Below are 26,687 nucleotides of genomic sequence, written 5' to 3'. Positions count from 1 at the left end.
CTTAACCCGTGCTTGATGAACACAATCACTTCGTCCGGCGGCGCCCGAAGGGCTCCAGAGCCGGTGGTACACTCGACTTTCGCGCAACTGCGCCTGCAGGTCTTGCGAACATGACGCAAATTTCCGAACGCCTTCTGGTTCAAGCCCACCTCGACGCCAAGCAGCCCAAGGCCCTCAGCGCCGATGAAGAGGCGAGCCTGCGCACTGCCATCGCCGCCGAGCTCAAGGCTCAGGATGCGGTGCTGGTTGCCCACTTCTACTGTGACCCGGTGATCCAGGCCCTGGCCGAAGAAACCGGTGGCTGTGTCTCCGACTCCCTGGAAATGGCGCGCTTCGGCGCCGCTCACCCGGCCAAGACCGTGTTGGTTGCCGGTGTGCGTTTCATGGGCGAGACCGCCAAGATCCTCACCCCTGAAAAACGTATCCTCATGCCCACCCTGGAAGCCACCTGCTCCCTGGACCTGGGCTGCCCCGTCGATGAGTTCTCGGCGTTCTGCGACCAGCATCCCGAACGCACCGTGGTGGTGTATGCCAACACCTCGGCGGCGGTCAAAGCCCGGGCGGATTGGGTGGTGACGTCAAGCTGCGCGCTGGAGATCGTCGAAAGCCTGATGGACAACGGCGAGACGATCATCTGGGGGCCGGACAAACACCTGGGCACTTACATCCAGCGCCAGACCGGTGCCGATATGCTGCTGTGGGACGGCGCCTGCATCGTCCACGAAGAATTCAAATCCAAGCAGTTGGAAGACATGAAGGCGCTGTACCCGGATGCGGCCATCCTGGTGCATCCGGAATCGCCGACATCGGTGATCGAGCTGGCGGATGCCGTAGGCTCGACCAGCCAGCTGATTGCCGCGGCCCAACGCCTGCCGAATAAAACCTTTATCGTCGCCACCGACCGCGGCATCTTCTACAAGATGCAGCAACTGTGCCCGGACAAGGTCTTCGTCGAGGCGCCTACCGCCGGCAATGGTGCGGCGTGCCGCAGTTGCGCGCATTGTCCATGGATGGCAATGAACACGCTGGAGCGCACGTTGCAGTGCCTGCGTGAAGGCAGTAACGAGATATTCGTCGAGCCTTCGGTGATCCCGCAGGCTGTGCGTCCGCTCAAGCGCATGTTGGACTTTACCCAGGCCGCGCGCTTGAAGCTGGCGGGTAACGCCTGAGTCGCTACTTTTTCTGTTTGGGGATACGAACCAGCTGGCTGTCGGAATAGATGTCATGCCAGCTGCGTTTGCGTTTATCAAACAGCGACCAGATAAACCCCAGCCCTACGCACAACCACGACGCAATCGACACCACGAAGCGCAGCAACGCCTGCCACAGGCTGATCCGCGAGCCGTCAGCGTTCTGCACGCGTACGCCCCACACCTGCATGCCCAGGGTCTGGCCGGAATGAGTCCAGAACTTGGCGAAGAAGCCGAACAGCACAAATAAAAGGATCGTCGACAGCAACGGGTCGCCATCCAGCGCGCCGGATTCGGTGAGGGTGCGCATCCTGGCTTCACCAACAAACGCGATCCAGATCAGCTTGTAGATAAACGCGGTGACGATCAGCAGTGCGGTGCATAGCAGGAAATCATAGAACATCGCTGCCAGGCGACGGCCCAGGCCAACGGCGGGGAATTCGCCTTGCGGGCTCAGCAGGGGTTTCGACATGGCAGGGCTCTCTTATGAAAAAAAGCCATTTTACGAGCAAATGCACATAAAAAAGCCCCTGATGTCACCATCAGGGGCTTTTTGTCGCAGAAGAACTCAGTGGCTTTCTGCTTGTACTTCGTCAGCCTGCATGCCTTTCTGGCCTTGCACAGCAACGAATGTCACTTTCTGGCCTTCTTTCAGGCTCTTGAAGCCGTTGCCCTGAATAGCGCGGAAATGCACGAACAGATCCGGACCGCTTTCTGGAGTGATAAAACCAAACCCTTTCTCGTCGTTAAACCACTTGACGGTACCGCTCTGACGTTCAGCCATTTTCTTATTTCCTTGACGCTAAAAATTAATGACAGCCCCTTTCGCATGAAAGAGTACTGGGCTGGGTTGCAGGAAAGTAAGAGACGTCGAACGGGTTGTAGCGGACTTCTTCAGCTACTGCCCAGGTCCAGGTTCCAAGCGACCCATGCAAACACAGTGGGCAAACTCTACGCCAACTAATAGAGAAAAAACAAGCCCTGCCAAAAGCCCAGGTTTTGCTGGGGCTCATGACACTTTGTTGAACAGTGTGGAACTGACTTATTCGATAGAGTTGGTCACTTGTTATAGGTTGATCCCTCTATAAAAGACTATCGGAAGTGCACTGTTTTATGGCGGTTGCGTTACAGATTAGTGCACGTTAACGCAACCTCGTTACTTATAGAAACAGTCAATCAGCCACGATAGTAACGTTGTGGCACAAATGGCATTTTACTTACACGAAGTGGCACCTTTTTCCCACGCACCAGCGCGGAGACTTCGGTATCCAGTGCAATAAAAGCGCTGTCCAGGTAACCCATGGCGAGCGGGCCGCCGAGGGTCGGGCCGAAACCGCCGCTGCACACGCTGCCGATCACGGTGCCGTCTGCGTCGACAATTTCCGCGCCTTCACGCACGGGTGTGCGCTCCTGTGGCAGCAGGCCTACACGTTTGCGGCTCACGCCGGTTTGCTGCTGGGTGAAGATCTGGTCGGCGCCAGGGAAGCCACCGGCACGTGCACCGTCGGCACGGCGAGCCTTCGAGATAGCCCACAACAGGCTGGCCTCGATGGGGGTGGTGTCGGTGTTCATGTCGTGGCCGTAGAGGCACAAGCCGGCTTCCAGGCGCAACGAATCGCGGGCACCCAGGCCGATGGCCTGTACTTCGGTCTCGGCCAGCAGGCTGCGCGCCAGGCTTTCGGCATGGGCGGCAGGTACGGAGATTTCGAAGCCGTCTTCACCGGTGTAGCCCGAACGGCTGACATAGCAGTCCACGCCCAGCAGGCGCAGGGCGGCGAATTGCATGAAGGTCATCTTGGTGACTTCCGGTGCCAGGCGCGCCAGCACCTTGACCGCGGCCGGGCCCTGCAGCGCCAGCAACGCACGCTCTTCGAAGAGCGGCTCGATGGTGCACCGGTCGCCGATGTGTTGGCGCAGGTGCGCGAGGTCCTGATCCTTGCAGGCGGCATTGACCACCAGGAACAGTTCGTCGTTACCCAGGTTCGCCACCATCAGGTCATCGAGAATGCCGCCCTGCTCATTGGTGAACATCGCGTAGCGCTGCATGCCCACCGGCAGGTCGATGATGTCGACCGGCACCAGGGTTTCCAGGGCCTTGGCAGCGTTGGCGCCGGTGAGGCGGATCTGGCCCATGTGGGACACGTCGAACAAACCGGCTTGATCACGGGTGTGCAGGTGCTCCTTCATCACGCCCAGCGGGTATTGCACCGGCATGTCGTAGCCGGCGAAGGGCACCATGCGTGCGCCCAGTTCGAGGTGCAGGGCGTGCAGAGGGGTTTTCAACAGGGTTTCGGTGGACATATTCAGCTCCTGAAAAACGTGCTGGCGCGCTGTTAGGCGTCAGCACTCGATAATGTTGACCGCCAAACCGCCACGGGCGGTTTCCTTGTATTTGCTTTTCATGTCGGCGCCGGTCTGGCGCATGGTGCGGATCACTTTATCGAGGGACACAAAGTGCTGCCCATCGCCGCGCAAGGCCATGCGCACTGCGTTGATCGCCTTGACCGAGCCCATGGCATTACGCTCGATGCAGGGCACCTGCACCAGTCCGCCAATCGGGTCGCAGGTCAGGCCGAGGTTGTGTTCCATGCCGATTTCGGCGGCGTTTTCCACCTGGGACACGCTGCCGCCCAACACTTCACACAACGCACCGGCGGCCATGGAACAGGCCACGCCGACCTCGCCCTGGCAGCCGACTTCCGCGCCGGAGATCGAGGCGTTTTCCTTGTACAGAATGCCGATGGCGGCCGCCGTGAGCAGGAAGCGCACTACACCATCCTCATTCGCGCCGGGAATGAAGCGCATGTAGTAATGCAGCACCGCCGGCACAATCCCGGCCGCGCCATTGGTGGGCGCCGTGACCACGCGCCCGCCGTTGGCGTTTTCTTCGTTGACCGCCAGGGCGTAGAGGTTGACCCAATCGAGCACCGACAACGGATCGCGCAACGCCGACTCCGGGTTCTTGCACAACTGGCGATGCAGGGCCGCCGCGCGACGCTTGACCTTCAATCCACCGGGCAGAATCCCTTCGTTGCGGCAACCGGCGTCCACGCAGTCCTGCATCACCTGCCAGATCTTCAGCAGGCCGGCGCGGGTTTCCGCTTCCGGGCGCCAGGCGCTTTCATTGGTCAGCATCACCTGGCTGATGGACAGCCCATAGGTGGTGCAATGGCTCAGCAGGTCCTTGGCGTGCTTGAACGGGAAGGTCAGGGGGGTGGCGTCTTCGACAATCCGGTCGGCACCGGCGGCGTCTTCGTCCACCACAAAACCTCCGCCGACCGAGTAGTACTCGCGGCTGCGGATCTGGATATGGGCGGCGTCGAAGGCACGGAAAATCATGCCGTTGGGATGGTAGGCGAGGGGTTTGCGAATCATCGCCAGGTGTTCTTTCTCGTTGAACGCAATGCGGTGCTCACCGAGCAGGTTCAGGTGGCCGTCCTTGCGCATCTGCGCCAGGCGTGTTGCCACGTTTTCGGTATTCACAGTGTCCGGGTGTTCGCCTTCCAAGCCCAGCAGTACGGCTTTGTCGCTGCCGTGGCCTTTGCCGGTGGCGCCCAGCGACCCATAGAGTTCCACCTTGACGCAGGTGGTGGCGCTCAGCAGGTTGTCACGCTTGAGACCCTCGACGAATCGAGCGGCCGCACGCATCGGGCCGACGGTGTGGGAGCTGGAGGGGCCAATGCCAATCTTGAACAGGTCGAACACGCTAAGGGACATGGTTGTTCTCCGGTTTCTTATTATTTTCTGAAAGTTGACTCGATCTAGTGTGGGAGGGGGCTTGCCCCCGATGACAGTGTGTCAGTCAGCTTATCTGTGGCTGATGCACCGCAATCGGGGGCAAGCCCCCTCCCACATTTGTACCCAATGTATCCTTTGGTTATGCGTAGCTCTCGATCGACGGGCACGCACACACCAGATTTCGGTCACCAAACACGTTGTCGACACGCCCCACCGGCGGCCAGTACTTGCCTTCGATCAACGATGGCACTGGATACACCGCCTGTTCGCGGGTGTAGGGGTGGGTCCACTCACTTACCAGTTCAGCTGCGGTGTGGGGTGCGTTTTTCAGCGGGTTGTCGTCCTTGTCCAGCGTGCCGTTCTCCACTGCGCGGATTTCTTCGCGGATGGCGATCATGGCGTTGCAGAAACGGTCCAGTTCCTCCTTGGATTCGCTTTCGGTCGGCTCGATCATCAAGGTGCCGGCCACTGGGAACGACATGGTCGGCGCATGGAAGCCGAAGTCGATCAGGCGCTTGGCCACGTCATCCACGCTGATGCCGCTGCTGTCCTTCAGCGGGCGCAGATCCAGGATGCATTCGTGCGCCACCAGGCCGTTGCTGCCGGTGTACAGCACCGGGTAGTGCTCTTCCAGGCGACGGGAAATGTAGTTGGCATTCAGGATCGCCAATTGCGAAGCGCGCTTGAGGCCTGCGCCGCCCATCATGCTGATGTACATCCAGGTGATCGGCAGGATGCTCGCGCTGCCGAACGGCGCGGCGCACACCGCGCCTTCCTTGCGTTCCATGGCCGCGTGGCCGGGCAGGAACGGCGTGAGGTGCGACTTGACGCCAATCGGGCCGACGCCCGGGCCGCCACCGCCGTGGGGGATGCAGAAGGTCTTGTGCAGGTTCAGGTGGGACACGTCGCCGCCGAACTTGCCCGGGGCGCACAGGCCGACCATGGCGTTCATGTTGGCACCATCGATGTACACCTGGCCGCCGTTGTCGTGAATGATGCCGCAGATTTCGCGGATGCCTTCTTCGAACACGCCGTGGGTGGACGGGTAGGTGATCATCAAGGCCGCAAGGTGCTCGCGGTGCTCGATGGCCTTGGCGCGCAGGTCTTCGATGTCGACGTTGCCACGTGCGTCGCACGCGGTGACGACCACGCGCATGCCGGCCATGTTGGCGGTCGCCGGGTTGGTGCCGTGGGCCGATGACGGGATCAGGCAGATGTCGCGACGTTCCTCGCCACGGCTCTGGTGGTAGGCGCGAATGGCCAGGAGGCCGGCGTACTCACCCTGGGAACCGGCGTTCGGTTGCAGCGAGATCGCGTCGTAGCCGGTGGCCGCGCACAGCATGGCTTCCAGCTCGGTCGTCAATTGCAGGTAGCCGGCGCTTTGTTCGGCTGGGGCGAATGGGTGCAGTGCGCCGAATTCGGCCCAGGTCACCGGGATCATTTCGCTGGCGGCGTTGAGTTTCATGGTGCACGAGCCCAGCGGGATCATGGTGCGGTCCAGCGCCAGGTCCTTGTCGGCCAGTTTGCGCAGGTAGCGCATCAGCTCGGTTTCCGAGTGATAGCGGTTGAACACCGGGTGGCTGAGCACAGGCGACTGGCGCAGCAGGGCGGCAGGTAGGGTGCTGTCTACGCTGGCGTTGAAGGCCGGCAGTGACTTGCCGTCGGCGAAGATCGACCACAGGGCTTCGATATCGGCCTGTGTGGTGGTTTCGTCAACCGAAATACCCAGGCGCTCGGCGTCCACCACGCGCAGGTTGATGCTTTGTGCGCGGGCCGTGTCGTGCAGGGCGGCGGTCTTGGCGCCAGTGTTCAGGGTAATGGTATCGAAGAAGTTGGCTTGTTCGACGGTCAGGCCCAGGGCGGTCAAGCCCTTGGCCAGGATCGCCGTCAGCTGGTGCACGCGCCGGGCAATCTGGGTCAGGCCCTTAGGGCCGTGGTACACGGCGTACATGCTGGCGATGTTGGCCAGCAGCACCTGGGCGGTGCAGATGTTCGACGTGGCTTTCTCGCGACGGATATGTTGCTCACGGGTCTGCATGGCCAGGCGCAGGGCCGGCTTGCCGAAACGGTCGACGGACACGCCGACCAGACGGCCCGGCATGTCGCGCTTGAACGCATCCTTGGTGGAGAAGTACGCCGCATGCGGGCCACCAAAGCCCAGCGGCACGCCGAAGCGCTGCGCGCTGCCGATGGCCACGTCGGCGCCGAACTCACCCGGTGGGGTCAGCAGGGTCAGGGCCAGCAGGTCGGCGGCCACGGCCACCAGGGCATTGGCGGCGTGGAAGCGCTCGGTCAGTTCGCGGTAGTCGAACACGTCGCCGTTGCTGGCCGGGTATTGCAGCAGGGCGCCGAAGAATGGGCTGACGTCGGTCAGTTCACGCTCATCGCCGACGACCACGTCGATGCCCAGCGGTTCGGCACGGGTGCGCAGCACGTCGAGGGTTTGCGGGTGGCTGTGGATCGAGGCGAAGAAGGCGTTGCTGCTCTTGTTCTTGCTCAGGCGCTTGCAGAAGGTCATGGCTTCGGCGGCGGCGGTGGCTTCGTCGAGCAGGGAGGCGTTGGCGATCGGCAGGCCGGTGAGGTCGCTGATCAGGGTCTGAAAGTTCAGCAGCGCTTCCAGGCGGCCTTGGGAGATTTCGGGCTGGTACGGGGTGTAGGCGGTGTACCAGGCCGGGTTTTCCAGGAGGTTGCGCAGGATCGGCGACGGCGTGTGGCAGTTGTAGTAGCCCTGGCCGATGTAGGTCTTGAACAGTTGGTTCTTGCTGGCGATGGCCTTGATCTTGGCCAGGGCCTCGGCTTCGCTGAGGCCGTCTTCCAGGCCGAGCACGCTGGTGCCCTTGATGCTTTCCGGGATCACGCTGGCGCTCAGGGCTTCCAGGGAGTCAAAGCCCAGGCTGGCGAGCATCTGCTGCTCGTCTTCGTGGCGCGGGCCGATATGGCGGGCGATGAATTCGTTGGCGGTGGTGAGATTAACGGTCATGGCGCGCTCCTCAAGCTTCAGCGTTGGCTTTGATCAGGCGATCGTACGCGTCCTGATCCAACAGTTTAGCGACTGCCCCGGCATCGGCCGGTTTAAAGCGGAAGAACCAACCTTCGCCCATCGGGTCTTCGTTGACCAGTTCCGGGCTGCCGTCAAGCTTGTCGTTCACTTCGAGGACTTCCCCGTCCAGCGGCATGTACACGCCGCTGGCGGCCTTGACCGATTCCACGGTGGACGCTTCGGCGCCCTTGTCGTAGGCCTGCAACTCCGGCAGTTGCACGAAAACCACATCACCCAGCGCGTTCTGCGCAAAAGCGGTGATACCCACGGTGACGCTGCCGTCGGCTTCGGCGCGCAGCCATTCGTGATCTTCAGTGAAACGCAACTCGCTCATGGAAACTCCTCAGGGCCAGATTCGTCTGGTGGACGGGATTGGAATAATGGGGAGTTGCTTAGCAATATCGCGGCCAACGTGATTAAACCGTTGTAAATCAATAGCTTGATAAAATCGGTTATGAGGATATGCATGTTGGCTGTAGCGATTTCGCTACAGTTGGGCCTGTGAAAAAAAGCCTATGTGGATCAAAGCCTTGCATGGCGCGTAAAAAACAGGGTTGTAGCGATATCGTTACGCTGTAGCGCTTTCAGTACAGCGGATGTCGTTCTCAGACCAAAATCTGTAATGCGGTCGACGTTTGGAATGCTGCCAATGCGGGAGGGGGCAAGCCCCCTCCCGCATTTGACCTCTTCTAACGACCCAGCCAGTCAGGGCTTGCCGGTGGGAATGCCGTACTTGCGCAGACGATGGGCAATCGCCGTATGGGAAGTCTGCAAGCGGCTGGCCAGTTGGCGAGTCGAGGGGTAGCTGGTGTAGAGGGTTTCCAGCAGGTTGCGCTCGAAGTCTTCCACTGCCTGTTCCAGGCTGTCGATTTCGCCGTCGCTCTGGCGCGCCACCGAGGTGCCAGCGATGTCGAGGTCGCCGATGTCCACCAGGCTACTTTCGCAGATCGCTGCGGCGCGGAAGATCACGTTCTGCAACTGGCGTACGTTGCCCGGCCAGCGGTTGCCCAGCAGCGCCGGGTAAGTGCCGGGCGCCAGGCGGCAGACCGGGCGCTGGATCTGCGCACAGGCCTGCTGCATGAAATAGCGGGCCAGCAACAGGATGTCCTGGCCGCGTGCGCGTAGGGGCGGTACTTCGACGTTGAGCACGTTGAGGCGGTAGAACAGGTCTTCGCGGAAGGTGCCTTCGCTGACCATCTTCTCCAGGTCGCGGTGGGTGGCGCTGAGGATGCGCACATTGACCTTCACTTCACGGTCGCCACCGACACGCCGGAAGCTGCCGTCATTGAGAAAACGCAGCAGCTTGGCCTGCAAGTACGGCGACATCTCGCCGATCTCATCGAGGAACACCGTGCCCTGGTTGGCCAGTTCCATCAGCCCCGGCTTGCCACCGCGTTGCGCGCCGGTAAAGGCACCGGGCGCATAGCCGAACAGTTCACTCTCGGCGAGGTTTTCCGGTAGCGCCGCGCAGTTCAAGGCCAGGAACGGCGCACTGTGACGTGCACTGATGGCGTGACAGGCACGCGCCACCAATTCCTTGCCGGTGCCGGTCTCACCCTGGATCAACAGCGGCGCATCCAACGCCGCCACGCGCTGAGCGCGCGCCTTTAGGGTGCGGATCACCGGCGACTCGCCAAGCAGCGCGTCAAAGCCCTCCGCATGATCATGGTGCAGCGCCGACAGTTGTTCACCGATGCGGTTGGGTTGGTAGAGGGTGAGCAGGGCGCCCGCGTCAGTGATCGGCGTGGCGTCCAGCAGCAGGGTCTGACCGTTGACGCTGATCTCGCGCAGCGGCAAGCGAAAGCCCTGTTCCAGCAAGGTGTCCAGCAGCGTAGGGTCGTTGAACAGTTCGCTGATGCTTTCGCCGGCCGGTTCGCGGCCATACAGGGCAATCAGCGCCGGGTTCGCGAGCAGGATCTTGCCCGCGCTGTCCAGCGCCAGCACCGGGTCGGTCATGGCGGCCAGCAGGGCGTCGAGTTGCAGGTGACGGCGTTGGCCGGGGAGGATGTCCACCACGGTCACCGCCTGCACGCCGTGCACGCTGAACAGCGCGTCGCGCAGTTCTTCGAGCACATCGGCGCTGAGGGTCGGCGCGTCGATGTAGACGTTGGGCGGCACCATCTCCACCGCATCCAGATTGAGATTGCGCCCACCGAGCAGGGCCAGGACTTCCTGGGTAATGCCGACGCGGTCGATGAAGCTGACGTGGATACGCATGGGGCGCTAACGATTCTGGGGAGCTGGAGGCGGCAAGTATGCCTTGCAGATGTTGGAGATCAAAATGTGGGAGGGGGCAAGCCGCCTCCCACCGTTGAAGCTGAGTGACCTTTATTCCAGGTGTTCGGGTTTGATCGGGTCCCCGGCCTTCACATCCAATTGATGCCGCACATCCTCGAACATCAGGTCGTACTGCTTGTGCATCGAGCCGTTCAATACCGCAACCTTCGGCATCCCATACTTCTGCGCGATGTTCATCGCATGCCGCGCAAAGTCGAACGCCTGGTCCTTGGGCAGGAAGAACTCTTCCTTGAGGTCCTTGCCCTGCACCGAGCCATGCAGCTTGAACAGCATGCCCTTGCCCTCCTTTGGGTCCTGGCTGACTTCGTAGTCGATGCACAGGTTGTAGCTGTAGTCCTGGGCATTCAGTGCGTGACGTTCAACGTGCAAGTGACCGGGTTCAAAGGTGGCCATAGGCGTCTCTCCTCTACTTCACAGATAGGTGATGCCAGGTGTTGCCGTGCTGATGCGGGTGCCGGCGCTGCCCTGGACGATGGCTTCGATGTCCGAGAGTGAACCGATGACGGCGGTTTTGCCAGTCTTGCGGGCGAACTCGCAGGCCGCTTGCACCTTGGGGCCCATGGAACCGGCGGCGAAGCCGAGCTTTTCCATTTCGTCGGGATGGGCCTGGCCGATGGCTTTCTGGGTCGGCTTGCCGTAGTCGATGAAGGCCGCGTTGACGTCGGTGGCGATCACCAGCAAATCGGCGTCCAGTTGCGAGGCCAGCAGCGAAGAACACAGGTCTTTGTCGATCACGGCCTCAATCCCGCGCAGCTTGCCGTCTTCGCCATACATCGTCGGGATGCCGCCGCCGCCAGCGCAGATCACGATAGCGCTTTTTTCCAGCAGCCACTTGATCGGGCGGATTTCAAAAATGCGTTTGGGCCGTGGGCTGGCAACAACGCGACGGTACTTGTCACCATCCGGCGCAATGGCCCAGCCTTTTTCGGCGGCGAGTTTCTCCGCTTCGGCCTTGGAATACACCGGGCCGATGGGCTTGGTCGGGTTCTTGAAGGCAGGGTCCTTGGCGTCCACTTCCACTTGGGTGAGCAGGGTGGCGAAGGGCACCTCGAAGTCCAGCAGGTTGCCCAGTTCCTGTTCGATGATGTAGCCGATCATGCCTTCGGTCTCGGCGCCGAGCACGTCCAGCGGGTACGGTGACACCTGGGTGTAGGCCGCCGCCTGCAACGACAGCAGACCGACCTGCGGGCCATTGCCGTGGGCGATCACCAGCTCGTTGCCGGCATGGATCTTGGCGATCTGTTCGGTGGCGATGCGGATATTGGAGCGCTGGTTGTCCGCGGTCATGGGTTCACCACGGCGCAGGAGGGCGTTGCCGCCCAGGGCTACGACGATGCGCATACAAAATGTCCTTCTGAAAGTTCTGATGAAGGAACGCGGTCAATGTGGGAGCTGGCTTGCCTGCGATAGCATCACTGCAGCCTTCTTGACAGACCGAGGTGCCTGCATCGCGGGCAAGCCCGGCTCCCACGTTTGTCCTCATTGCCAACTAGAGGTTTAGATATCTGCGAGTGCCGACACCAGAATCGCCTTGATGGTATGCATGCGGTTTTCCGCCTGCTCGAACGCGATGTTGGCCGGCGACTCGAACACCTCTTCAGTCACCTCCACGCCATTGGCCAGGTTCGGGTACCGCGCGGCGATGTCCTTGCCCACCTTGGTTTCGCTGTTGTGAAACGCCGGCAGGCAGTGCATGAATTTCACCCGTGGGTTGCCCGAGGCTTTCATCATCTTGGCGTTGACCTGGTACGGCAGCAGTTGCTCGATGCGCTCGTCCCACGCTTCCACCGGCTCGCCCATGGAGACCCAGATATCGGTGTGGATGAAGTCCACGCCTTTCACTGCTTCCTTCGGGTCTTCAGTGATGGTGATGCGTGCGCCGCTTTCTTCGGCAAACGCCTGGCATTGCTTGATGAAGTCCGCGTGCGGCCACAGCGCTTTCGGTGCGCCGATGCGCACGTCCATGCCCAGCTTGGCGCCGATCATCAACAGCGAATTGCCCATGTTGTAGCGCGCGTCACCAAGGTAGGCGTAGCTGATGTCATGCAGCGGCTTGTCGCTGTGTTCGCGCATGGTCAGGGTGTCGGCGATCATTTGGGTCGGGTGGAATTCGGCGGTGAGGCCGTTGAACACCGGCACGCCGGCGAACTTGGCCAGCTCTTCGACGATTTCCTGCTCGAAGCCACGGTACTCGATCGCATCAAACATGCGGCCGAGCACGCGGGCGGTGTCTTTCATGCTTTCCTTGTGGCCGATCTGCGACGACACCGGGTCGATGTAGGTGACGTGGGCGCCCTGGTCATGGGCCGCGACTTCGAACGCGCAGCGGGTGCGGGTCGAGGTTTTTTCGAAGATCAGCGCGATGTTCTTGCCCTGCAGGTGCGGACGCTCGGTGCCGGTGTATTTGGCGCGCTTGAGGTCGCGTGAAAGGTCCAGCAGGTAGTGCAGTTCGCGGGTGGTGTGGTGCATCAGCGACAGCAGGCTGCGGTTGCGCATATTGAAAGCCATGATGGAATCTCCTTAATAGTCGATAGGGTCGCGGATGATCGGGCAGGTCATGCAGTGGCCGCCGCCACGCCCGCGGCCGAGTTCACCGGCGCTGATGGTGATGACTTCCACGCCGGCCTTGCGCAGCAGGGTGTTGGTGTAGGTATTGCGGTCGTAACCGATCACCACGCCAGGCTCCACGGCCACCACGTTGTTACCGTCATCCCACTGTTCGCGCTCGGCGGCGAAGCTGTTGCCGCCGGTCTCGACCACGCGCAGTGCCTTGAGGTTGAGGGCTGCGGCCACGGTTTCGAGGAAGTTGGTTTTCTCGCGTTGGATGTCGATGCCGTGCGGCTTGCTCTCATCCGGGCGCAGGGTGAACGGCACGATCTGGTTGACCACTTCGGGGAAGACGGTCACCAGGTCGCGGTCGCAGAAGCTGAACACGGTGTCCAGGTGCATCGCCGCGCGGGATTTCGGCAGGCCGGCGACGATCACGCGCTCCACCGCCTTGTTCTTGAACAGGTTGCGCGCCAGTTGGCCGATGGCCTGGTGGGATGAGCGCTCGCCCATGCCAATCAGTACCACGCCGTTGCCGATCGGCATCACGTCGCCGCCTTCCAGGGTGGAGGCGCCGTGCTCCTGGTCGGGGTCGCCGTACCAGATCTGGAAGTCCGCGTTGGTGAACTCGGGGTGGAATTTATAGATGGCCGAGGCCAGCAGGGTTTCCTGGCGTCGCGCCGGCCAGTACATCGGGTTCAGCGTCACGCCGCCGTAGATCCAGCAGGTGGTATCGCGGGTGAACTGGGTGTTGGGCAGCGGCGGCAGGATGAAGCTCGAATGCCCGAGGAAGTCGCGGAACATCTCGATGGTCTTGCCGCCGAAGCTGCTCGGCAGGTCGTCGGCCGACACGCCGCCAATCAGGTACTCGCTGATTTTGCGCGGCTCCAGGCTGCGCAGCCAGGAGCCGACTTCATCGACCAGGCCGAGGCCAACCGTGTTGGCGGTGATCTTGCGCTCCAGAATCCAGTCCAATGCTTCGGGGATGGCGACGATGTCGGTGAGCAGGTTGTGCATTTCCAGCACATCAATATCCCGCTCGCGCATCTTGGTGACGAAGTCGAAGTGATCGCGCTTGGCCTGGGCCACCCACAGCACGTCATCGAACAGCAGTTCATCGCAGTTGTTGGGGGTCAGCCGCTGGTGGGCCAAACCTGGGGAGCACACCATGACTTTGCGCAGTTTGCCGGCTTCGGAATGTACGCCGTACTTCACTTTTTCCGTGGTCATTACAGATCCTCCAGTCAGAATTACAGAGTCAGGAAGCCGTCGTAGAGGCCATAGGCAGCCACCAAGGCGCCAATGACTACTGCGGCGAAAATCAGCTTCTCGACGTTGGTGAAAATCGGTTTGCCCAGTTCATGCTTGGCCTTGGCGAACAGGATCACGCCGGGGGCATACAGCAGGGCGGAAAGCAGCAGGTATTTGACGCCGCCGGCGTAGAGCAGCCAGACCGCATAGACCAGCGCGATAGCGCCGATGAACAGGTCTTTCTTGCGCTCGGCAATGGCGTTTTCGTAAGTCTCGCCGCGTACCGCCAGCAGCAACGCGTAGGCCGCCGACCACAGGTAGGGCACCAGGATCATCGAGGTGGCGAGGTAGATCAGCGACAGGTAGGTGCTGGCGGAAAACAGCGTGATCACCAGGAATATCTGCACCATGGCGTTGGTCAGCCACAGGGCGTTGGCCGGTACGTGGTTGGCGTTCTCCTTGCGCAGGAACTCCGGCATGGTGTGGTCCTTGGCGGCGGCGAACATGATCTCCGCACACAGCAGCACCCACGACAGCAGTGCCCCCAGCAGCGAGATGATCAAACCGACGCTGATCAGCACCGCGCCCCAGTGGCCTACCACATGCTCCAGCACGGCGGCCATCGACGGGTTCTGCAGCTTGGCCAGTTCCGGCTGGGTCATGATCCCCAGGGACAGCACGTTCACCAGCATCAGGAACAGCAGCACGGTGATAAAGCCGATCACGGTGGCCTTGCCCACGTCGGAGCGTTTTTCCGCACGGGACGAGAAGATGCTCGCGCCTTCGATGCCGATGAACACCCACACGGTGACCAGCATCATGTTGCGCACCTGGTTCATCACACTGCCCAGGTCGGGGTTTTTCACGCCCCAGATGTCGGCGGTGAAGATGTCCAGCTTGAATGCGAACAGCGCGATCAGCACGAACAGCACCAGCGGCACGACCTTGGCGACGGTGGTCACCAGGTTGATGAACGCCGCTTCCTTGATCCCGCGCAGCACCAGGAAATGCACGGCCCACAGCAGCACCGAGGCACCGATCACCGCAGCCGGCGTGTTGCCTTCGCCGAAAATGGGGAAGAAGTAACCCAGGGTGCTGAACAGCAACACGAAGTAACCCACGTTGCCCAGCCACGCGCTGATCCAGTAACCCCAGGCGGACGAGAAACCCATGTAATCGCCGAAACCCGCCTTGGCGTAGGCGTACACGCCACCGTCGAGGTCGGGCTTGCGGTTGGCGAGGGTCTGGAACACAAAAGCGAGGGTCAACATGCCGATGGCGGTAATTACCCAACCAATCAATACCGCGCCGACATCGGCACTGGCGGCCATGTTTTGCGGCAGTGAAAAGATCCCGCCGCCAATCATCGAGCCCACGACAAGTGCAACCAGTGCGCCGAGTCGTAGTTTTCCGGGAGATTCAGACATCGCATAACTCCAATGCAGGAGAAGAGAGACCACAGAATAAATCCGTGCGCTAATCAAACAGCTGACTCAGATCACTTCATTGGCACATTCCATTGTGAATTAATGACTTAGGGTAGAAGTTCGTGGGCGATGCAAATCCTCGGGAAAGCTTGGCGCAGAGCCATCTATCCCTTTTTGATTAATCATTTGGCCAAGTCTATGGACGTTTGAAGCTAGTCCGTATTCCTGAATGTGCAAACTTTTTGAACGATGTTTTACGAAGTCTCAGCCCCGGGCGTATTTAAATTCTAAATACGCCTGAACGGGACGACCTGACATGCCATTGTGTTATGAGCTCGTCTGTTTTATCGCCTTCACTAATAACCGCTACACTCGCTGAGTTAATTAGCCGAGTGCACGGTTGTCAGCTCAAGTTGCTGTTCATTCAGGAGTGTTCATGTCTCAACCGGCCCAGAAACTGCGTCTTGGTGCCCTGATTGCCTTGGTGGTGGGGTCGATGATCGGCGGCGGGATTTTTTCCTTGCCGCAAAACATGGCCGCACGCGCCGAGGTGGGGGCCGTGTTGATCGGCTGGGCGATCACCGCGGTCGGCATGCTGACCCTGGCCTTCGTGTTCCAGACCCTGGCCAATCGCAAGCCCGAACTGGATTCGGGCGTGTATGCCTACGCCAAGGCCGGGTTTGGTGACTACATGGGGTTCTCCTCGGCCTGGGGCTACTGGATCAGCGCGTGGATGGGCAACGTCGGTTACTTCGTGTTGCTATTCAGTACCCTCGGCTACTTTTTCCCGGTGTTCGGCCAGGGCAACACGCCGGTGGCCATCGGCTGCGCATCATTGTTGCTGTGGGCCGTGCATTTCCTGGTGCTGCGCGGGATCAAGGAGGCAGCGTTCATCAACCAGATCACCACGGTGGCGAAGATCGTGCCGTTGCTGATGTTTATCGTGATCGCCGCCGTAGCGTTCAAGGCGGATATCTTCACTCGCGATATCTGGGGCCTGGGCAACCCGAATATGGGCAACGTGGTGGACCAGGTGCGCAACATGATGCTGGTCACCGTGTTTGTGTTTATCGGCATCGAGGGCGCCAGTGTGTACTCGGCGCGGGCCGAGAAACGCTCGGACGTGGGCCGCGCCACGGTGATCGGTTTTCTGGGCGTGCTGGCCCTGCTGGTGCTGGTGAATGTGTTGTCCCTGGGCATCATGAGCCAGCCGGAACTCGCGCAATTGCAAAACCCGTCCCTGGCCGGTGTGCTGGAGCATATCGTCGGCCCCTGGGGTGCGATGGCGATCAGCATCGGCCTGGCGGTGTCACTGCTCGGCGCCTTGTTGTCCTGGGCGCTGCTCTGTGCGGAAATCCTCTACGCCACGGCCCATGACAAGACCATGCCGGCGTTCCTGAAAAAGGAAAACGCCAACCAGGTGCCAGTCAACGCGCTGTGGCTGACCAATGTGATGATCCAGGTGTTCCTGGTGATCACGCTGTTTTCCCACAGTACCTACACCACCCTGATTTACCTGGCCTCGTCGATGATCCTGGTGCCCTACCTGTGGTCGGCGGCGTATGCCGTGTTATTGAGTGGGCGCGGCGAAACCTACGAAGATGCCCACGGCCAGCGCTTGAAGGACTTGCTGGTGGGCCTGATTGCACTCGGCTACGCCGTGTGGCTGCTCTACGCCGGGGGCTTGAAGTACCTGCTGCTGTCGGCGCTGTTGTATGCGCCGGGGGTGATCCTGTTTGCCCTCGCCAAGCGTGAGCAGCGCCAGCCCTTGTTTACCCACATGGAAAAAGGCATTTTCAGCTGTGTGATCACCGGCGCAGGGCTGGCGGCGTATGGGCTGTACAGCGGGGTATTGTCGTTGTGAGGCTGACGTATCAGCCGCCTTATGATTGGGCGGCGATGGTGGGTTTTCTGGCGGCGCGGGCGATTACGGGTATGGAGACCGTAGAGGCCGGCGTTTACCGGCGCAGCATCAGCGTGGGTGGCCGGCATGGCTGGCTCAGCGTCGCGCCGGGCGCGGGTGACTGGTTGGACGTTGCGGTGGATTTTCCGGAGGCGGCGGCGCTGCCCGAGATCGAGCGGCGCGTGCGCAACATGTTTGATCTGGATGCCGAGCCTCAACGGATCAACCCGCAATTGGCCACGGACCCCTTGATGGCGCAGTTGGTCGCGGCCCGTCCCGGCCTGCGTGTGCCGGGCACCTGGGACGGTCTGGAGTTGGCGATTCGTGCAGTGCTGGGCCAGCAGATTACGGTGGTGGCGGCGATTCGCCTGGCGGGCAAGTTGGTGGCGCAGTATGGCCAACTGCTGGAGACGCCGTACGCCGGTATCACCCATGTGTTCCCCGCGCCCGAGGTGCTGGCGGCGGCGGACCTGACCACCTTGGGCATGCCGAAGGCGCGTGGGCGGACCTTGTCCGGTGTCGCGCAGGCGCTCCTGGATGACCCTGAGGTGTTCGAACCCAAGGCCAGCCTCAAGGAAGGTGTGGCGCGCTTGGTGGCGTTGCCGGGGATTGGCGACTGGACCGCGCAGTACATCGCCATGCGCCAGATGCGTGAGGCGGATGCATTTGCGTCGGGGGATATCGGGTTGATCAATGCGCTGGCGGCGCTGGAAGGAGGGCCGGTGTCGGTGCGGCAGTTGCTGGCGCGGGCCGAGGCGTGGCGGCCGTTGCGGGCGTATGCAGCGCAGCATCTCTGGACGTCGTTGCAGCGCTCAGATTGATGGTGCCTGTACTGGCCTCATCGCAGGCAAGCCAGCTCCCACACCTGACCGAGTACATCCTTTGGAATGTGGTCAAAATGTGGGAGGGGGCTTGCCCCCGATGGCGATAGTCGAGTCACCACTGCGCTCGGTGTGAACCCAGTTCCCCAGCCGGCAGATCCCATTGCAACGGCGTGCCGCTGATAGTCACCGGCGGCAACAATCGATGCGCCTGGCCCCAGGCCGTCTGTTCCACTACCAGGCCTTGATCGCTCGGTTGCTCGGCCCGCAACGCCGGCTGCTCCGGCACTTGTCCGGCGTCCACCAGCAACTTCGCCGTACGCGCCAGCGACAACAGCGCCGACCCACCACGGCCGGATTTCAATCGCTCACTGAGTGCCTGAATCGCACTGGCCGCCATCAAATACCCGGTGGCGTGATCCAGCGCCTGCAATGGCAGCGGCACCGGTTTGTCCGCTTGTTTCCAGGCCATGCCCGCGGCGGCAATCCCGCTGCTCATCTGCACCAGGCTGTCGAAACCCCGGCGATTGCGCCACGGGCCGCTCCAGCCGTAGGCGTTGAGGCTCACGTCGATCAGGCCGGGGGCGAGGGTTTGCAGTTCACTGGCGCTGTAGCCCAGTTGTTCCAGGGCGTCGGCACGGTAACCGTGGAACACAATGTCGGCGTCTGTGAGCAGGCGTTCGAAAACCTCGCGGTCTGGGACGCTTCTCAAGTCCAGACGGGCGCAGCGTTTGCCCAGGGTCATTTCCGGCACCACGCCGGGTTCGTTCCAGGTCGGCGAGTCGATACGCAATACATCCGCACCCAACCCTGCGAGGAAGCGGCTGGCCACCGGGCCGGCCAGCACGCGGGTCAGGTCCAGCACCTTGAGGCCCGCCAGCGGCCGCGCCACCGAGCCGAGCCAGGGCTTTTTGACGGAGGTTGCAAAGGTCTGGCGCTGCACCAGGGCTTCGGCATTGACGGCCAGGCCCTGAGGGTGGGTTTGCCAGGCTTGCCAGGTACGCATCTGCGCGGCACAACCGCCTTCATCGACAATCGCCTGTTCCAGTTCGGCGGTATTCCAAGTGGCAACTTTGTTGGCCATCGCGATGCGATCAGCCACCTTGCCCAGTACCCGTTCGGCGGCGGCGCGGTGGTGGGGGGCGTTGGTGTGCAGGCGAATCCAGCCATCGGCGCTGGCGTAGTCACCGGCCACCGGGTCCCACAGCGGCGGGGTCTCCCAGCCTACCGGACGAATCGAAGACGAGAACCAGAAGGACGCGAGTCGCCGGTCTACGCTGACGCCGGGAAGGCGCCCGGTCTGTTGCTGGATCAGCTGGGCCACGGCCTGGCCGGCCGCACCGATACTGGCAACGGCCAGGTCCGTGACGGCAAAGGCCGAGGGCAGGGCGCCGGCTTCGGTGCTGGTCAGCGGCGTGCGCGGTAGATCGAGTGCGGCTTGGATGGGAGTCAACAGGTCAGTCATCAATGGCCCTCCTTGAGAGAAGGGCCACTATAGAAGATCATCAGGCCGGTGTGACAATCCCGGGTTCCAGCGGCAGGTCGATACTGGCGATAAAACCGCCTTGAGCGTGATTGGCCAGGAACAGGCTGCCACCATGGCGCTCGGCGGCGCGACGGGCAATCGCCAGGCCCAGGCCGTGACCTTGTGCGGTCTGGCCTGGGGCGCGGTAGAACGGTTCGCCCAATTGGCTCAGGTGTTCGGCGTCAACGCCGGGGCCGTGGTCGCGCACGCTGATCACAATATGCTCGCCGTGAAGGTGGGCGTGCAGCTCGATCGGCTGGCCCGGCGGGTTGAAGCGCTGGGCGTTGCGCAGCAGGTTGTCCACTGCCCGTTCGATCATGGTCGGCCACCCCTTGAGGTGCAGTTCGGGATCGGTGGTGAGCTGCACCACCTGGTCGGGCGCGCTGAGTTGGGCGTCCTTTTGCAGGGTCTTGAGCAACGGGTTGAGGTCGATCTCTTCGGCGCTGGCGTTATCGGCATCGACGCGGGCCAGCACCAGGATCTCGCTGATCAGTGCCTCCAGGCGATCACATTCGCGGGTCAGGCGAGGCCAGAGTTTTTCCCGTTCTTCGGGGCTGGCGCGTTCGGCCAGGGCCAGGGCGATGCGCAGGCGGGCCAGCGGCGAACGCAGTTCATGGGACACGTCGCGCAGCAACTGGCGCTGGCTGCCGATCAGGCTTTGCAGGCGCGCGCCCATGCGGTTGAAGTCGGTGGCCAGCACGCCGAATTCATCGCGTCGGTTGGCCAGCTGCGCCAGGCTGTTTTGCTGGTAGGTGGCTTGCCCCAGGTCATGCACGGCGCCGCGCAGTCGGCTCAAGGGGCGCGTGATGGACAGCGTCACGAACAGGCTGAACAGGGTCAGCACCACCAAGGCGATGACCAATGCGCTCAACGGCCATGTCAGGCTGCTGCGATGCCATTCGTCCAGTTCCGGGTGCGGGATGCGGTAGATCAACAGGTAAGTGTCGCCGGTCTTCTCACTGGTGTATTCAGCGGTCAGGCGGCGCCAGGGCAGGTGGCTGTCCTTGCTATCGTTCTGGCGGGCTTCAAAGGCGGCGGCGCGGCGGGGAAAGGTGCCGCGCACCACCGGCTCGCCGCTTTCGTTGAGCACCTGCACGTCGATGTGGTACTGGCGTTTGCGCTGTTGCAGCAAATCCTGGGCAGCGTCCTCACCCTGGGTTTCGTAGAGTTGGGTCCACTCTTCGGCCAGGTTGTTGAGGCCTGGGTGACGGCTGAGAATCCAGGCATCTTGATTGAGCATATGCCCAAGCAGGATCGACAACCCGGCAACCAAGGCGATGGCCAGCCAGAAACTGGCCAGGATGCGCCAGAACAATGAACGCACAGGAAACCCTCAAGCAGGAAAAGCCCAGTGGCGGGGGCCACTGGGCTGGGAGCGTTAACGCGGGGGCATTATTGCGCTTTTTGCGGCTGTTGCGCTTTCCAGGCCTGGAATTCCTTCCATTCGGCGCGGCGCTGTTCCTGCTGCTTGATGATCTCGTCGAATTTCTTCTGCTGGTCAGGCTTGAGTACGGCGCGGATATCCGCCTGGGTTTTCTGCTTGCCGGCGGCGATTTCGTCCTGCATGGCCTTCTGGTCAGCAGCCGGGAGCTTGTCCAGGTACTTCCTGGTCAGGTCCTTGCGAGCGTGCCACTGGTCGCCCATCAATTTGCGGATCTGCTCGCGCTGTTCCTTGCTCAGGTCCAGTTGGCTGAAGGGCCCGCCTTTGCCACGCGGACCGTGTTCGCCGCCGTGACCCGGGCCACCCATCATATGGCCTTCAGGGCCGCCCATCGGGCCTGGGCCTTCGGGCATTGCCGCCATGGCAACGGTCGGCAGGGCGGCGGCGAACATCAAAGCGATAAGGGTCTTGCGCATGGTGATTCTCCTGTCTCTATTCCGGTGAGTCCGGATGTGAGTAGATTAAGGCGATCAAGGTCAGCGGCGGTCAGGTGTGGGTAAAGCTTGGGTAAAGAGGGTTTTGGGCTGAGTTGACAAAACTGCCGATAGCTATAGGAAAAGAGGGGCTCACTCAATTGCTACAGCATGCCTTAAGGGAGTTGGCGTGTGGTTGCGATGACTGTATAAATGAACAGTTTTTTTCGATGGGGTCCTGAATGCTAAATATTTTTAACCTGTCAACTACAATTTGACGGGGTCTATCGACTTGTTCAGACTTCGATCTCATTTCTGACCCCGTCAAACTACCGTTCCAGCCATCTATAAGGAGGCCGCATGGAGTACCGAACTGCAGACGACGTCCTGCGTGCCCATTGGAATGGTCGGTTGCCGGTGAACCCGATAGCCATTGCCGAGGCAATGGCTATCGAGGTGAAGGCGCTTGCACCTTTTGAACCGGATACCTGGCGACCGAATGAAAGCGGCCATTACTCCTTCCGGGACGGCGCTCCGCTGATTACTTACAACTTCATGGATGCGCCGGTAAGGCAGCGTTTCACCATTGCGCACGAGATTGGTCACCATGTGCACGGAGACCTGGACGCACCTCGAGATACTTCCGAGCAGTTCAGTGCCAAATCCAGGGACCCGAAAGAGATCGCAGCCAATCGATTTGCCGCTGCTCTGTTGATGCCTGCCGCGCTGGTGAAACATATGGTGCTTGAGCAGCGCGTCACAGACATCGTAAAGCTGGCCAATGCTTTTGGTGTGTCGACGGCAGCAATGGAATTCAGGCTGAAGGCGATTGGGCTTTTATGATGGACACCAGCGACGACCTGGCGGGAGGGGAGGCTGATAATCCTGGCCTGATCAGCGACTATCTGCGCAGAGAGTCCTGGCGCTTCAGGTGGGAGAAGCGACTGACGACCGTCACCGTGGTATTGATCTTGTTGTTTTACGTAGCGCTGTTGGGCTTTGTCTTTTTGGGGAACATTCGCGTCTCGGTAGGCGCCTGGTATTTTTTCAGCGCCGTGCGTCCGCACAGTACGGGTGATATTCCGATCATCGTGGCCCTCTCAACCGTCCCGACCCTGCTGTTGATCGCGCTGCTACGGTATTTCCACCACCGGCCCAAATCTGATCCAGATGATTTGCAGGCACCACTGCCCATCAGTGTCGAAGCGGCGAAAGCGATCATCAAGGCGACGACCGATGCGATGAAAACCCCTTGAACAACAAGCCCAGCCTGCCAGCTGGGCTTTTTGCATCAGCACGGAACCCGCGTGTTTTTACAGGCTGTAGTAGTAACCCCGACTGCGCAACGCCACGATGCGTGGCCGTCCGTCCGGGTGCGGGCCGATTTTTTTGCGCAGGTTGCTCACGTGCATGTCCAGGCTGCGATCGTAAAGGGTCAACTTGCGACCCAGGGCGACCTGCGCCAGTTCCTGTTTGTCCAGCGGCTCGCCGGGCTGGCGCAGCAAGGCTTCCAGCAGGCGGCTTTCGGAGACGGTGAGGGAAAATTCCTGTTCATCGATGCTGACCACGCCGCGCACCGGGCTGAAACACAGGTCGCCCAATTCGAGCTGGGTGGACACGGCGGTCGGGTGGCTGCGGCGCAGCACGGCGCGCAGCCGGGCGGTAAGCTCGCGTGGGTCGCAGGGCTTGGCCAGGTAATCGTCGGCGCCCAGTTCCAGGCCGAGGATGCGGTCCAGCGGTTCGCCGCGTGCCGAGAGCATCAGCACCGGCAGCTCCGGGTGGTCGTTGCGCAATTGCTTGAGCAGTTCCAGGCCGCTGCCGTCGGGCAGCATCACGTCGAGTACCACCGCGGCCGGGGCGCTGTCAGCCAAGGCTTTGCGGGCGCTCAAGCCGTCATGGCAGGCACGCACCTGGAAGCCTTCCTGGCTCAACCAACTGGTCAGCAGCTCGCAGAGCTCCTGGTCATCATCTATCAGTAACAGCTCGCTCATGACTCACTCAATTTAGCCATTGTCGACGGCGACGGTGCCCACCGCTGGCGAAGATCCCGCACAGCAAGGCGATCAGCGCGACGGCCCCACCGGTGACGAACCATTGTTGCTGCTCGGTCAGCCATCGGGTCAAGGCGCCACCCTGTGTTTCTTTGAGTTGCTGGGCCAGGCGTTGGTTCTCTTGGCGAAGGCGACTCAGTTGGGCGCTTTCGCGGGTAGCCTCTACGTTTTGCAGTTGCTTGCTCAATTCTTCACGCTGGTGTTCGCTTTCTTTCAACCGCTGCTGCAACTCGGTGATCTGGGCGCCGGCACTCAAGGACAGAGGCGTGGAACTGCCGGTGTTCGAGGTTTCTTCAGCGTGGGCCGTAGCCCCGATCATTACCACTGCCAACAGACACAACTGACGTAAGCGCATCGGAACTCCTGATTCCACACGAATATTCAGAATGTTGTCGGCAGGTTACCGAGAATAATGAGCAATTAGGAGCGCGCCGAACCGATTAGGTTCGGCGTGGCCGTTATCAAGGCAGGACTTGCTTGAACGGCTTGATCACGACGTCGGCGTAAACGCCGGCAGCTACATAAGGATCAGCCTTGGCCCAGGCCTGGGCATCGGCCAGGGAGGCAAACTCGGCGACGATCAGGCTACCGGTGAAACCGGCGTCGCCTGGGTCGTTGCTGTCTACAGCAGGGTGTGGACCCGCCAGCACGATACGGCCTTCGGCCTGCAGCTGCTTGAGGCGTTCGACATGGGCCGGGCGCACGCTCAGGCGTTTTTCCAGCGAGTCGGCAACGTCGGTGGCAATGATGGCGTAGAGCATGTCAATCCTCGGTTTTCGGGGTGGTAGGGGCGACGTCATGCAGGTGGCGCGACAGGTAGATACCCTGGCCGACCAGGAACAGCACGGTCATGGCCAGGCTGCCGAAGACCTTGAAGTCGACCCAGTAGTCCTGGAAGGTAAAGGCCACGAACAGGTTGGCGGCGCCGCAGAACAGGAAAAACACGATCCACGCAACGTTCAAGCGTGTCCACACCGGATCCGGCAGGGTCAGCGCGTGTCCCATGATCCGCTTGATCAACAGGCGGTCACCGATGAAGTGGCTGCCGATAAAGACCAGGGCGAACAGCCAGTTCACCACCGGTGCTTTCCATTTGAGGAAGGTTTCGCTGTGGAACGCCAGGGTCAGGCCGCCGAATACCAGGCATGCGACCAGGGTGAGCCATTGGCTTTTTTCCAGCTTGCGCTGGGAGATGAAAATGGCGCCGTAGACGACGATAGAGCTGATGATCAGTACGGCGGTGGCGCTGTAGATGCCCCCGAACGAGAACGCATGACCGGCGATTTCGATGACCCTGGGGTCGAGCTTGGTAACGATGAAAAACAGCAACAGCGGGATGAAGTCGATGAATTGTTTCACAGTAAGAGCCAGAAGCTGGATGTGGCGGCATAATAACAAACATCCTTGGTAGCGAAAGCGCCAGCTGACTTGAGGTTACAGATCCCCGTGAATGTTGATTTGCACTGCCACAGCACGGCCTCCGACGGTGCCCTGGCGCCCGCGGTACTGGTTGCGCGTGCGTTTGAAAAAGGCGTGCGAGTCCTGGCGTTGACCGACCACGACACCCTCGAAGGCCTCGACGAAGCCCGGGAAGCCGCGCATGCCTTGGGCATGCAGTTGGTCAACGGTGTGGAATTGTCCTGCACCTGGGGCGGCGCCACCATTCATGTGCTCGGCTACGGTTTTGATCAAAAAGCCCCGCCTTTGGTTGAAGCCATCGCCCAACTGCACGATGGCCGCTGGCTGCGGTCCGAAGAAATAAGCCGCAAACTCGGCCTCAAAGGTATGTCCGGTGCCCTGGACGGCGCCCGCGCCATCCAGCAGGAACTGGGTGACAGCGGTAACGCACCGGCCCGGCCGCACTTTGCCGACTGGATGGTACGTGAAGGTTTTGTAAAGGACCGCGCCGAAGCGTTCCGCAAATGGCTGGGCGCCGGCAAGTTGGGGGATGTGAAGCAACACTGGCCGACCCTGGAAGACACCGTCGAGACCCTGCGGGCCTCCGGGGCCTGGGTCAGCCTGGCCCATCCCTGGCACTACGATTTCACCCGCAGCAAGCGCCGCAAGCTGATTGCCGACTATATTGGAGCGGGCGGCCACGCAATCGAAGTGGTCAACGGGCATCAACCCGCCGAACAGGTCGGCAGCCTGGCGATTCTTGCCCGCGAATTTGGTCTGCTGGTCAGCGCCGGCAGTGATTTTCATGGCCCAGGCGGCTGGTCCGAGATCGGCGAGTATCGCCCCGTCCCGGAAGATTTGCCGCTCTTGTGGGGGCGATTCAAGCATGACCCCATTATTGCCACCGTCTGAACAGGTAGAACACGTGAGTCAATTCTTCCAGATTCATCCGGAAAACCCCCAGGCGCGCCTGATCAAACAGGCCGTCGAGATCATCCGCGCCGGCGGCGTGGTGATCTACCCCACCGACTCGTCCTACGCCATCGGTTGCCAGATCGGCGACAAGGGTGCGGTCGAGCGGGTAAGACGCCTGCGTCAGCTGGACGACAAGCACAACTTCGCGCTGATCTGCAGCGACCTGTCCCAGTTGGGGCTGTTTGCCAAGGTCGACACCGGCACCTTTCGCCTGCTCAAGGCGCACACGCCGGGGCCCTACACCTTTATTCTCAACGCTACCCGCGAAGTGCCGCGCCTGCTGCTGCACCCCAAGAAACGCACCATCGGCCTGCGGGTGCCAGAGCACCCCATTGCCCTGGCGCTCCTCGAAGAGCTGGGTGAGCCGTTGATGAGCGTGTCGTTGATCATGCCGGGTGAAGACGAGCCGCTGTACGATCCTTACGAAATGCGCCGGCTGTTGGAAAAGCACGTCGACCTGATCATCGACGGCGGCTACGGCGGCAACAAGGCCTCCACCGTGATCAACCTGGCCGACGGCGAACCCGAAGTGATCCGCGTGGGTTGCGGCGATCCGGCTCCGTTCATGGTCGAGGCCTGAATGTCGGCCGTGGAAACCGTCGACAGCCAGGCGGGGGCCCAGCAGGAACTGCCGTTTGCCATGGTGTATGGCCAGGCGGTCATGGAAAT

Annotated in this window: 26 protein-coding genes; 7 read left to right on the top strand and 19 right to left on the bottom strand. The window is 61.3% G+C overall.

The annotated features are described in order from the left end of the window. Positions 1–110: 110 nt before the first annotated feature. Positions 111–1,169: a quinolinate synthase NadA gene (gene nadA, locus K5K89_RS23265; RefSeq protein ID WP_060754176.1), complete on the top strand. Its 1,059-nt coding sequence runs from the start codon at positions 111–113 to the stop codon at positions 1,167–1,169. Between the two features lie 4 nt (positions 1,170–1,173). Here nadA and K5K89_RS23260 read toward each other — a convergent pair whose 3' ends face one another. The 12 genes from K5K89_RS23260 to arcD (K5K89_RS23205) form a co-directional block, all read right to left on the bottom strand. Beyond that, a complete protein-coding gene (locus K5K89_RS23260; RefSeq protein WP_071489399.1) occupies positions 1,174–1,662 on the bottom strand; it encodes an RDD family protein in 489 nt (162 codons plus the stop codon). Between the two features lie 96 nt (positions 1,663–1,758). Continuing rightward, positions 1,759–1,974 (bottom strand): cold-shock protein, encoded by a 216-nt coding sequence (locus K5K89_RS23255; protein WP_071489400.1) that lies wholly within the window; start codon positions 1,972–1,974, stop codon positions 1,759–1,761. A gap of 392 nt (positions 1,975–2,366) precedes the next feature. Then, positions 2,367–3,491 carry a glycine cleavage system aminomethyltransferase GcvT gene (gene gcvT, locus K5K89_RS23250; protein ID WP_222540343.1) on the bottom strand — a complete coding sequence of 375 codons (1,125 nt, stop codon included), beginning with the start codon at positions 3,489–3,491 and terminating at the stop codon, positions 2,367–2,369. Positions 3,492–3,530: 39 nt separating this feature from the next. Continuing rightward, positions 3,531–4,907, bottom strand: coding sequence for an L-serine ammonia-lyase (locus K5K89_RS23245; RefSeq protein ID WP_222540342.1), 1,377 nt, complete (start codon positions 4,905–4,907; stop codon positions 3,531–3,533). A 160-nt stretch (positions 4,908–5,067) separates the two neighbouring features. Continuing rightward, positions 5,068–7,908: an aminomethyl-transferring glycine dehydrogenase gene (gcvP, locus tag K5K89_RS23240; protein WP_222540341.1), complete on the bottom strand. Its 2,841-nt coding sequence runs from the start codon at positions 7,906–7,908 to the stop codon at positions 5,068–5,070. A gap of 10 nt (positions 7,909–7,918) precedes the next feature. Further along, entirely contained in the window at positions 7,919–8,302 is a 384-nt protein-coding gene (gene gcvH / locus K5K89_RS23235; protein ID WP_010208126.1) for a glycine cleavage system protein GcvH, read from the bottom strand. Between the two features lie 371 nt (positions 8,303–8,673). Continuing rightward, positions 8,674–10,185, bottom strand: a complete 1,512-nt coding sequence (locus tag K5K89_RS23230) for a sigma-54-dependent transcriptional regulator (RefSeq protein WP_071489404.1) — start codon at positions 10,183–10,185, stop codon at positions 8,674–8,676. A 111-nt stretch (positions 10,186–10,296) separates the two neighbouring features. Next, positions 10,297–10,659, bottom strand: coding sequence for a DUF5064 family protein (locus K5K89_RS23225; protein ID WP_058423256.1), 363 nt, complete (start codon positions 10,657–10,659; stop codon positions 10,297–10,299). An 18-nt stretch (positions 10,660–10,677) separates the two neighbouring features. Further along, positions 10,678–11,607, bottom strand: a complete 930-nt coding sequence (arcC, locus tag K5K89_RS23220; protein ID WP_071489405.1) for a carbamate kinase — start codon at positions 11,605–11,607, stop codon at positions 10,678–10,680. A gap of 156 nt (positions 11,608–11,763) precedes the next feature. Further along, positions 11,764–12,774, bottom strand: coding sequence for an ornithine carbamoyltransferase (locus K5K89_RS23215; protein WP_058423254.1), 1,011 nt, complete (start codon positions 12,772–12,774; stop codon positions 11,764–11,766). Positions 12,775–12,786: 12 nt separating this feature from the next. Beyond that, positions 12,787–14,043: an arginine deiminase gene (gene arcA / locus K5K89_RS23210; protein ID WP_071489406.1), complete on the bottom strand. Its 1,257-nt coding sequence runs from the start codon at positions 14,041–14,043 to the stop codon at positions 12,787–12,789. Positions 14,044–14,063: 20 nt separating this feature from the next. Continuing rightward, positions 14,064–15,491 (bottom strand): arginine-ornithine antiporter, encoded by a 1,428-nt coding sequence (gene arcD, locus K5K89_RS23205; protein WP_071489407.1) that lies wholly within the window; start codon positions 15,489–15,491, stop codon positions 14,064–14,066. A gap of 436 nt (positions 15,492–15,927) precedes the next feature. Between arcD (K5K89_RS23205) and arcD (K5K89_RS23200) the strand changes: the two genes are divergently transcribed. Both arcD (K5K89_RS23200) and K5K89_RS23195 read left to right on the top strand, forming a co-directional pair. Further along, a complete protein-coding gene (arcD, locus tag K5K89_RS23200; RefSeq protein ID WP_071489408.1) occupies positions 15,928–17,355 on the top strand; it encodes an arginine-ornithine antiporter in 1,428 nt (475 codons plus the stop codon). After that, positions 17,352–18,215, top strand: coding sequence for a DNA-3-methyladenine glycosylase family protein (locus K5K89_RS23195; RefSeq protein ID WP_222540340.1), 864 nt, complete (start codon positions 17,352–17,354; stop codon positions 18,213–18,215). The genes arcD (K5K89_RS23200) and K5K89_RS23195 overlap by 4 nt, the downstream gene beginning before the upstream one ends. Before the next feature lie 115 nt (positions 18,216–18,330). On the opposite strand, the gene K5K89_RS23190 is transcribed toward K5K89_RS23195, so the two are convergent. The 3 genes from K5K89_RS23190 to K5K89_RS23180 all read right to left on the bottom strand — a co-directional run bounded on the left by K5K89_RS23190 (position 18,331) and on the right by K5K89_RS23180 (position 21,597). Further along, the gene (locus K5K89_RS23190; RefSeq protein WP_222540339.1) at positions 18,331–19,680 is read right to left on the bottom strand and encodes a CoA transferase; all 1,350 of its coding nucleotides are present in this window, start codon (positions 19,678–19,680) and stop codon (positions 18,331–18,333) included. Positions 19,681–19,720: 40 nt separating this feature from the next. Next, complete coding sequence (locus K5K89_RS23185; protein ID WP_092246915.1) at positions 19,721–21,064, bottom strand: sensor histidine kinase; 1,344 nt, start codon at positions 21,062–21,064, stop codon at positions 19,721–19,723. Positions 21,065–21,132: 68 nt separating this feature from the next. Next, the gene (locus tag K5K89_RS23180; protein ID WP_071489412.1) at positions 21,133–21,597 is read right to left on the bottom strand and encodes an LTXXQ domain protein; all 465 of its coding nucleotides are present in this window, start codon (positions 21,595–21,597) and stop codon (positions 21,133–21,135) included. 357 nt (positions 21,598–21,954) lie between these two features. On the opposite strand from K5K89_RS23180, the gene K5K89_RS23175 reads away from it, so the two are divergent. Further along, a complete protein-coding gene (locus K5K89_RS23175; protein ID WP_071489413.1) occupies positions 21,955–22,437 on the top strand; it encodes an ImmA/IrrE family metallo-endopeptidase in 483 nt (160 codons plus the stop codon). Then, positions 22,434–22,850: a hypothetical protein gene (locus tag K5K89_RS23170; RefSeq protein WP_071489414.1), complete on the top strand. Its 417-nt coding sequence runs from the start codon at positions 22,434–22,436 to the stop codon at positions 22,848–22,850. The genes K5K89_RS23175 and K5K89_RS23170 overlap by 4 nt, the downstream gene beginning before the upstream one ends. Before the next feature lie 57 nt (positions 22,851–22,907). Here K5K89_RS23170 and K5K89_RS23165 read toward each other — a convergent pair whose 3' ends face one another. From K5K89_RS23165 to K5K89_RS23150, 4 genes are all read right to left on the bottom strand, one after another. Continuing rightward, the gene (locus K5K89_RS23165; RefSeq protein WP_222540338.1) at positions 22,908–23,585 is read right to left on the bottom strand and encodes a response regulator transcription factor; all 678 of its coding nucleotides are present in this window, start codon (positions 23,583–23,585) and stop codon (positions 22,908–22,910) included. A 7-nt stretch (positions 23,586–23,592) separates the two neighbouring features. Beyond that, positions 23,593–24,000 (bottom strand): translation initiation factor 2, encoded by a 408-nt coding sequence (locus K5K89_RS23160; RefSeq protein WP_071489416.1) that lies wholly within the window; start codon positions 23,998–24,000, stop codon positions 23,593–23,595. Positions 24,001–24,106: 106 nt separating this feature from the next. Further along, positions 24,107–24,406 carry a YciI family protein gene (locus K5K89_RS23155; protein ID WP_071489417.1) on the bottom strand — a complete coding sequence of 100 codons (300 nt, stop codon included), beginning with the start codon at positions 24,404–24,406 and terminating at the stop codon, positions 24,107–24,109. Position 24,407: 1 nt separating this feature from the next. Continuing rightward, entirely contained in the window at positions 24,408–25,004 is a 597-nt protein-coding gene (locus tag K5K89_RS23150; RefSeq protein ID WP_071489418.1) for a septation protein A, read from the bottom strand. Between the two features lie 87 nt (positions 25,005–25,091). On the opposite strand from K5K89_RS23150, the gene K5K89_RS23145 reads away from it, so the two are divergent. Both K5K89_RS23145 and K5K89_RS23140 read left to right on the top strand, forming a co-directional pair. Then, on the top strand, positions 25,092–25,955 hold the full coding sequence (locus K5K89_RS23145; protein ID WP_071489419.1) for a PHP domain-containing protein: 864 nt from the start codon (positions 25,092–25,094) through the stop codon (positions 25,953–25,955). A gap of 13 nt (positions 25,956–25,968) precedes the next feature. Further along, positions 25,969–26,598 (top strand): L-threonylcarbamoyladenylate synthase, encoded by a 630-nt coding sequence (locus K5K89_RS23140; RefSeq protein WP_016975422.1) that lies wholly within the window; start codon positions 25,969–25,971, stop codon positions 26,596–26,598. Positions 26,599–26,687 lie beyond the last annotated feature (89 nt).

This window comes from Pseudomonas sp. DR208 (genome assembly GCF_019823005.1).
In the GTDB taxonomy this organism is placed as follows: Bacteria; Pseudomonadota; Gammaproteobacteria; order Pseudomonadales; family Pseudomonadaceae; genus Aquipseudomonas; species Aquipseudomonas extremorientalis.
Note: the sequence above shows the minus strand (reverse complement) of the source record. Positions and strands in the feature narration are given on the sequence as shown.